This window comes from Fulvivirga sp., from assembly GCF_040220315.1.
GTDB lineage: Bacteria > Bacteroidota > Bacteroidia > Cytophagales > Cyclobacteriaceae > Fulvivirga.
Genome location: NZ_JAVJUY010000208.1, coordinates 22,389 through 30,387, shown reverse-complemented (window position 1 = coordinate 30,387; position 7,999 = coordinate 22,389). Strand labels below are relative to the sequence as shown.

Genomic DNA, 7,999 nt, shown 5'->3' with positions numbered 1-7,999 from the left:
GAGGGACAACTTCATACCGGTAAAATGATGAGCCAACTTATTCATATTGCACAGAAATTGGGTATCTCTATCTGGACAGGTGCGGAAGTGATAGGTCTGGCTGATTCAGGGGATGACGTTGAAATTGAAGTTAAAAACAATACAAATAGTCTAATACTTAAAGCTGGAAAGGTGGCCGTGTGTACAAATGCTTTCACCAATAAACTCATCGATAACCTTGACATTGCACCAGGCAGAGGAATAGTGTTGGTAACAAAACCCATTGAAAATTTACCTTTTAAAGGTGTATTTCATATTGATGAAGGTTACTATTACTTCCGCAATGAAGGTAAGCGGGTAATCTTTGGCGGTGGCCGAAATATGGACTTTAAAGGTGAAACAACCACTGGCCTTGAAATCAACCAACAAATTGAACAAGAGCTCAAAAGGCAGCTGAAAGAAATAATTTTACCCAACCACCATTTTGAAGTGGAACATACCTGGGCCGGTATCATGGCTTTTGGAGAAAACAAGGTGCCGATATTTAAAGAGCATACAAAAAATATTCATCTGGGGGTTCGTTTGGGCGGCATGGGCGTGGCTATAGGAAGCCAGATGGGTGAAAAACTAGCTCAAAAGATGCTTTAAAAGGCCTGCATTTCATATCTTCGGAACTTTAACTGAAATGTGTTGATGGACAAAAATCATAAAGTGCCCTCGCTGGGACTCTCTCTACTTCCTATTTTATTTCTGGTTATTCTGCTGGCATCCAATGTTTACATTTTTAGTGATAACGCTTCGTATGGCCCCAACCAGATGGGACTTATATTTGCCGCTACCTTTGCTGGCATCCTTTCAATACGCCTGAATTACCGTTGGGAGGAGATTTTAGATGGTATAGTAAAAAGTATTAGCTCGGCCATGTCGGCCATTTTAATTCTATTGATGATTGGCTCGCTGGCCGGAACATGGCTGATCAGTGGTGTAGTGCCCGCCATGATATACTATGGCCTGGAGATTTTAAACCCATCCATCTTCCTATTTGCAGCTTGCGTTTCCAGTGCTGTGGTGTCACTCGCCACAGGCAGCTCATGGTCAACCGCAGCTACAATGGGTATTGCACTAATGGGGATTGGTCAGGCACTAGGCTTAAGCGAAGGCATGATTGCCGGAGCCATTATTTCAGGAGCTTACTTTGGTGATAAAATGTCGCCACTTTCTGATACTACAAATTTGGCACCTGCCATGGCCGGAACGGATTTGTTTACTCACATTCGATACATGTCACTTACAACTGTGCCATCTATAATTATTACACTTATCATCTTTTTAGCACTTGGATTTGCTGCTGATGGAAACTCTTCTTTGGGTACCGTTAACGAAGTACAACAAGCTATTGCCTCTAAATTTGAGATTAACCTGTTCTTATTTATTGTACCGGCATTAGTGATCATCCTGATCATTAAAAAAATGCCTGCCTTACCGGCACTATTGCTAGGCACTGTACTTGCAGCTGTTTTTGCAATACTATTTCAACCACAAATTATTTCTGAGCTTACTGGCGGTGGAGAATATGGACTGGCCAGCGGCTACGAAGTAGTTATGCGAGCTATGTTTACTGAAGTGAATATTCTTACAGGCAATGGCATGGTGGATGAGCTCCTCACCTCTTCCGGTATGGAAGGTATGCTTCCCACAGTATGGCTAATTATTTGTGCTATGATTTTCGGTGGAATAATGGAAAGCAACGGCATGCTACGAAAAATTGCCGATTCAATTATAAAAGTAGCGCATTCTACAGGCTCATTGGTAGCGGCAACCGCAGGCACATGCATCACATTCAACCTCACGGCTTCTGATCAATACATTGCCATTGTGGTGCCCGGTAGAATGTTCCGACAAGAATATGCCGACCGTGGGTTAGCACCTGAAAACCTCTCCAGAACATTGGAGGATTCCGGAACAGTCACTTCCGTGTTAATCCCTTGGAATACCTGTGGTGCCTATCAGTCATCGGTTTTGGGTTGCTCGCCATATGCGTTTGCTCCTTACTGTTTCTTTAATATCATTAGTCCGTTTATGACTATTTTGTTTGCCTATGCTAACATTAAAATAAAACGAATAGAGAAGGAGGATTAAAATGTTTACTTCTACTATTCACAACGATGATATTAACGAGCTGGAACTTCAGCGCTTTGAAGGCGAGATTGCTGTGGTTGAAACTGCTGAAGAGTTAAAATCTGCATTAAAAGAACTCTCAAAAGAAAAGGTGGTGGGTTTTGATACGGAAAGCAAGCCTGCCTTTAAGAAAGGAGAGTACAATCACATCTCACTCTTGCAAATTGCCACCGAGGAAAAGGCTTTTTTAATACGTGTGAATAAGGTAGGAATACCAGCAGAGCTAAAGCGGTTCTTAGAATCTGAGAAAATTATTAAAGTAGGTGTTGCTTTGCGCGATGATTTGAAAGATTTGAGAAAGCTAAGCCCAATGAACCCAAAAGGTTTTGTGGAACTCAACCATTTGGTTAAAGAAATTGGCATTGAAAGTAACGGCCTCCGAAAACTGACTGCCATTATTCTTGGTTTCAGGATTTCTAAAAGCGCCCAGGTTACTAACTGGGAAAAAGAAGAGCTCACCGAAAAGCAAATTTACTATGCTGCCACCGATGCCTGGGTATGCATTAAAATGTATAATAAGTTGGTGAAGCAGGGGTGGTTAGAAGCTGCGAGCAGTTAACTTTAAGATTAAAAGACTAAGATAAACTATGAAATATTTCAGTGTTATTTTATTTACAATAATGTTGGCATCGTCTCAGAACGACTTAGTTGCTCAGAATAATTGGCATAAGATAAATAGGATCATTATGAATGCAGGACCTAATGCAAGTAATTTGATCAATAGTAGTGCCCCACATAAAACTATTGTATATGGTTTATATTCTACTGGTTCAACACATTTTGAAGAATATCAATATAAAACAAGTTTGACAGAAGATATAAAATTTGGTTTTGAGGCTGGCTTAGGCCTGGAAGTTATGTTAACTGAGAAATTAAATCTTATACTTTTCATTAACTATGGGACTAGAGGTATTGATCTGAATTATAGTAGTGTAGAGCTTGATTTAAGCAGTTCAACTCCAGGTACGGTTGAACAATCATTTGAAAGAAACATTACCAATAACTACTTATTGGTACCCATAACAATTAGAAGACAAATTGGTAATAGTGGCCTTTTTTTAGATGCAGGGATTTATACCGGTATTTTATTATCGTCTAAAGTACGTTCATTGGATAAGAAAATTGTTTCTCATGAGTCTGGATACAGATATGAATTTCAATCACAAAATAATATTGACTACAACAAATTGGATTTAACTAGAAAATTTGACTTAGGATTTTCACTAGGAATAGGGTACGAATATCATATTTCTAAAATTTGGGCCATTAATTTGGGCATCTTTAGCAATATTGGTCTATTAACAATAGACAGTAAAAATGATAATGAATATAATTACTCTCTTCGCCCTAATGGGCTGGGTGCTTATCCTGGTGATCAATTAAATTGGATAACTGAAGTTGAATCAAAAAATTATTATGGACTTAACTCAAATGCAACAAATGTAAGTCTTTCATTAAAAGTAGGAGTTGCATACAATTTGTCTTCCAATTAAATTTTATAACTTTTAATCCTTAGTATCAAACTCTTATTCAATTTTTATTTTAGACGATACATCTTATCTGGCGTAAGTTTCTAACTTGTGACTTTTGTAATTTTTCGATTTAGCCTACTTAGACACTAATATTTCTACAACTCTATTTAACAAAGATCGCAAAACCTGCTTACCGCGGTATGACTAGGTTCTAAACCCAAATCGAGCCTGTTTCATGCCCTGTAATCCCTTTAGCTATCGGGAAAGTAAACAAACGTGCCTTACAAGGTCGTTGTACTTCATACCTTAAAACGAGAGTAATTATTACACTTAAGATTTAAACGAGAGTAATTTTTTACTATTTTTACCTTTGATGAAATTTCAAGTGTAACTTTTACCTCCGAAAATGACAACATTCGACAAAAATCTACCCTATAACGATTTACCACTGCTCCCACCAGACACAGAGGTAGAAACCAAAGAAGTATTAAAAAAGAATATCTCATCTAGTAGAGCATTAGCTCAACTTAATGGAGCAATCATCAATCTTCCTAACCCACGTCTTTTTCTTGATACTCTTCATCTACAAGAAGCTAAAGCTAGCTCTGAAATAGAAAATATAATAACAACCAATGATGACCTCTACAAATCAGTAGTAGCTGATAAGAAATATGATAATCCGGCTACTAAGGAAGTAATAAGTTATAAAGAGGCTATTTGGAATGCTCTAAATAAGCTAGAATCAAAACCATTAATAACCACTAACCTTTGCATTGAAATTGTTCAGTGTATTAAGCAAAATACTTCAGGAATTCGAACAACTCCAGGAACTAACTTGTCAAATTCGAACGGAGAAGTTATATACACGCCCCCATCAGGCGAAAATATCATCCGAAAAAAAATGGCCAATCTTGAAGAATTCATAAACACAGATAATTCATTTGACCCACTAATTAAAATGGCCATAATGCATTACCAATTCGAGGCCATTCATCCATTTTCTGACGGTAATGGACGAACGGGAAGAATTTTATTACTCCTTTACCTTAAACTAGAAAGGCTCCTGGATATACCTGCAATATTCTTAAGTGAATACATTATTCAGCATAAAAATGAATACTACAAACATCTAAAAGCAGTGACTGAACAACAAGATTGGGCAGGGTTTATAATTTACATGCTGGATATGATCGAACAAACAGCAACAAGAGGACTTAAACGCCTGGAGTCAATAATAGAATTGATGGAAACAACCGGAGAAAAAATTAAAGCTACTTTACCAAAGGCTTATTCTAAAGATTTAATTGAATTGCTTTTTAAGCTGCCATATACAAAGAGACAATTTTTGATTGATGCCGGACTAGGTACACCTAAAACAGTGGGTAATTATTTAATTTCATTGGAAGAACATGGATATCTAAAGTCTATTCGAGTCGGTAAGGAAAAACTTTACTTAAACGAAGATTTGATGAAGATATTGGAAATGAAAAGTTAAAACGAAAGCACAACAATCTATAAAAAAAAATAGCCGCACTGTGCAAACTCACAATCGCACTTTCAATTTTTAACCAACTAATTTTATATTTGGTGCGTTATTACACCAAATCAATAAATTATGGCCAGACAAAGTATTTCCTTTACAGAACCAAACGATAAATGGCTAAAAGCTCAGGTTAAGAGTAAGGAGTATGCAAGTAAGAGTGAGCTTGTAAACGACCTGATACGACAGGCCAGACAACAGCAGCAACAAATTGATCTGGTACGAATGAGACTGGACAAAGCTGAAAAAAGTGGCTTTACAACTAGCCGCAAAGAACAAATATTGGCAGAGTCTAAGTCTTTATTGAATGGCTAACTACAGACTTAGCAACGTGGCTAAGGAGGATCTAATTAGAATTCATCATTACGGGACCACAAGATTTGGTGCACCACAAGCTGATAAATATTTCGATTCCTTCTTTAAGTATTTTGAAATAATAGCTCAAAGACCTTACTCATTTGAGGCAGTTGATTTCATAAGACCAGGTTACAGAAGATGTGTTTGTGGGTCGGATAGCATCTATTACAGAGTCAAAGATGAAGTTATTGAGATTATGACAATTATCGGCAGGCAAGATATTGAAGATTCCTTTAATAAATTAGATGAAGGTAAAGAGTAGCTAAAGTTTTACTTGATTTAACTCCCCACTTGCTCCAAAACCAATAAAACACTACATTCATCTTCTTGAAATCAAGCGGTTTATTACAAACTAACTCATCAAATTATGATCTCTGCGAACTCATTTTTGTCTTTCTCAATAAAAAAGACATTCCAAATTCTTAGTACAGCCACTTTTTGCTTGCTATTAAGCTGCTCCAGCCAAAATGAACAACCAGAAGTCAATCCACTACCATCAGAAGAAGCGTACACTGTATTCCGCAACGGGCATAAGGTTGGTTTTTTAAACATCACCCGTTCAGGAGATACTCTAATCTCGGATTACGATTATAAATCCAATGGTCGTGGCCCAGGTTCTAAAGATACCATTGTACTTAATGCAGAAGGTTTTCCTGTAAAATGGGACATCGCAGGTAATACCACCTTTGGAAATCAGGTAGAAGAACATTTCAGTTTAGCTAATAATACGGCTTCGTGGAAAGATGCTACTGGCAAGGGTGAAGCAATAATATCGGAGCCATCATTTTATATTGTTCAGTCAGGTAGCCCATACTTTTTGTTTCTCGCTGCACGAGTGCTTTTAAACACAGAAGATAGAAAAGTTGCTGCCTTGCCATCCGGACAGTTAGAGTTGATAGAAATGGAGTCAATGCAGATACAAAGTGATTCAGCGAGTTTAAAGCTTACAAGCTATGCATTAATCGGCCATCAAATGGATCCCGATTATTTCATTTTAGATGAGAATGACCAGTTCTTCGCCTACATCTCACCAAAGTTCTGTATCATCCGAGAAGGTTATGGAGACCAAGAGAAAGAGATGCGCCTATTGTCAGAAAAGTATGCTGCAGAGCGATTTGAGCAACTGCAAGCAGACTTTGCACATAATTATGAAGGCAATATCAGAATCAAAAATGTCCGTATTTTCGATCCGATCAGCCTGACACTAACTGAACCATCATCTGTAGTGGTTAGTGGGGATAAAATCATTGGTATAGAAGCAGCAGATGCTGCCGTGCAAGAAAACGAAACCGTGATAGAAGGAAACGGTGGCACGCTGGTGCCAGGTCTTTACGATATGCACGGCCACATGGGTGATGAAAGAGCCTTGAGTAATGTACTGGCAGGTGTAACCAGCGTTCGGGATATGGGCAACGACCATGAGGTGCTGAGTGAGCTCATTCAAAAAATTGAATCAGGAGTGCTGGCCGGGCCGCGAATTACACGCCTCGGAATGATTGAAGGCAAAAGTCCAACCAATAATAACAATGGCATTTTAGTCGAAAACGAGCAACAGGCACTGGATGCAGTAGATTTTTATCACCAGCAGGGTTATCACGGCATAAAAATTTACAATAGCATGAAGGGCGAATGGATACCAGCCATTTCTAAAAAAGCAAAGGAATTAGGCCTGTTTATGTGTGGTCACGTACCGGCCTTCTCCAATGCCAACGCCATGATCAAAGGCGGGTATGATGAAATGACCCACATTAATCAGATTATGTTGGGTTGGGTACTGGAGCCTGACGAAGATACACGCACATTATTGCGCTTCACCGCTATGAAACGCTTTGGCGATTTGGATTTAACCAGCGATAAAGTAGTTGAAACCCTGGATTTAATGGTGAAAAATAAGGTAGGTGTTGACCCTACGTTGGCCATCCATGAATATGGCTTGCTGGGTAGAAATGGAACCACGCGAGCAGGAGTTGTTGATTATGCCGAGAATATGCCTGTTAATACACAGCGAAATTACAAAGTAGCCTTATTCAATATTTCTGATGAGGAAGAGGATAAAGCCTATCGATTGGCTTATGATAAAATTATTGAGACGTTAAGAGAAATGAAAAAGAGTGGCATCTTCATAGTGCCGGGTACTGATTTGGGTGGTGGATTTAATCAACACAGAGAACTTGAGTTGTATCAGCAATTGGGCTACACTCCAGCTGAAATATTGAAACTGGGAAGCTATGACATGGCTAATTATCTTGGGCATGAGAACCTGGGCGAAATTAAGACCGGCAAACTTGCTGATTTCTTTTTGGTGCCTGGTAATCCGGTAGAGAACATAAAAGCCATTAAAACTATCTCGATGGTTTCACGAGGTGGCACTATCTATTATCCAAGTGAGGTGTATCCTTCGTTTGGAATTCAACCATTTTGTGAGAAGCCGGTGGTGAACTAGGTAGTTTTAGACACTAAGACATACTTCAAT

8 protein-coding genes are annotated in these 7,999 nt (G+C 38.6%); all 8 read left to right on the top strand.

The window, feature by feature from the left end:
* On the top strand, positions 1 to 627 hold a 627-nt coding region (locus RLO81_RS10370), incomplete at its 5' end, for an NAD(P)/FAD-dependent oxidoreductase (RefSeq protein WP_350111065.1).
* Between the two features lie 45 nt (positions 628 to 672).
* Positions 673 to 2,118 carry a Na+/H+ antiporter NhaC gene (gene nhaC / locus RLO81_RS10365; RefSeq protein ID WP_350111062.1) on the top strand — a complete coding sequence of 482 codons (1,446 nt, stop codon included), beginning with the start codon at positions 673 to 675 and terminating at the stop codon, positions 2,116 to 2,118.
* 1 nt (position 2,119) lies between these two features.
* A complete protein-coding gene (locus RLO81_RS10360; protein WP_350111059.1) occupies positions 2,120 to 2,716 on the top strand; it encodes a 3'-5' exonuclease in 597 nt (198 codons plus the stop codon).
* Positions 2,717 to 2,744: 28 nt separating this feature from the next.
* Positions 2,745 to 3,650, top strand: coding sequence for an outer membrane beta-barrel protein (locus tag RLO81_RS10355; RefSeq protein ID WP_350111056.1), 906 nt, complete (start codon positions 2,745 to 2,747; stop codon positions 3,648 to 3,650).
* 385 nt (positions 3,651 to 4,035) lie between these two features.
* The gene (locus RLO81_RS10350; protein WP_350111053.1) at positions 4,036 to 5,124 is read left to right on the top strand and encodes a Fic family protein; all 1,089 of its coding nucleotides are present in this window, start codon (positions 4,036 to 4,038) and stop codon (positions 5,122 to 5,124) included.
* Between the two features lie 120 nt (positions 5,125 to 5,244).
* Positions 5,245 to 5,484 carry a ribbon-helix-helix domain-containing protein gene (locus tag RLO81_RS10345; RefSeq protein ID WP_350111050.1) on the top strand — a complete coding sequence of 80 codons (240 nt, stop codon included), beginning with the start codon at positions 5,245 to 5,247 and terminating at the stop codon, positions 5,482 to 5,484.
* Positions 5,477 to 5,788 carry a type II toxin-antitoxin system RelE/ParE family toxin gene (locus tag RLO81_RS10340; protein WP_350111047.1) on the top strand — a complete coding sequence of 104 codons (312 nt, stop codon included), beginning with the start codon at positions 5,477 to 5,479 and terminating at the stop codon, positions 5,786 to 5,788. The genes RLO81_RS10345 and RLO81_RS10340 overlap by 8 nt, the downstream gene beginning before the upstream one ends.
* 105 nt (positions 5,789 to 5,893) lie before the next feature.
* Positions 5,894 to 7,969 (top strand): amidohydrolase family protein, encoded by a 2,076-nt coding sequence (locus RLO81_RS10335; RefSeq protein WP_350111044.1) that lies wholly within the window; start codon positions 5,894 to 5,896, stop codon positions 7,967 to 7,969.
* Positions 7,970 to 7,999: the final 30 nt, after the last annotated feature.

What these genes read in the sequence shown, in the direction of transcription:
- RLO81_RS10345 (WP_350111050.1), top strand. Translation starts at nt 5,245, where the DNA reads ATGGCCAGACAAAGTATTTCCTTTACAGAACCAAACGATAAATGGCTA.
- RLO81_RS10350 (WP_350111053.1), top strand. Translation starts at nt 4,036, where the DNA reads ATGACAACATTCGACAAAAATCTACCCTATAACGATTTACCACTGCTC.
- nhaC (WP_350111062.1), top strand. Translation starts at nt 673, where the DNA reads ATGGACAAAAATCATAAAGTGCCCTCGCTGGGACTCTCTCTACTTCCT.
- RLO81_RS10335 (WP_350111044.1), top strand. Translation starts at nt 5,894, where the DNA reads ATGATCTCTGCGAACTCATTTTTGTCTTTCTCAATAAAAAAGACATTC.
- RLO81_RS10360 (WP_350111059.1), top strand. Translation starts at nt 2,120, where the DNA reads ATGTTTACTTCTACTATTCACAACGATGATATTAACGAGCTGGAACTT.
- RLO81_RS10340 (WP_350111047.1), top strand. Translation starts at nt 5,477, where the DNA reads ATGGCTAACTACAGACTTAGCAACGTGGCTAAGGAGGATCTAATTAGA.
- RLO81_RS10355 (WP_350111056.1), top strand. Translation starts at nt 2,745, where the DNA reads ATGAAATATTTCAGTGTTATTTTATTTACAATAATGTTGGCATCGTCT.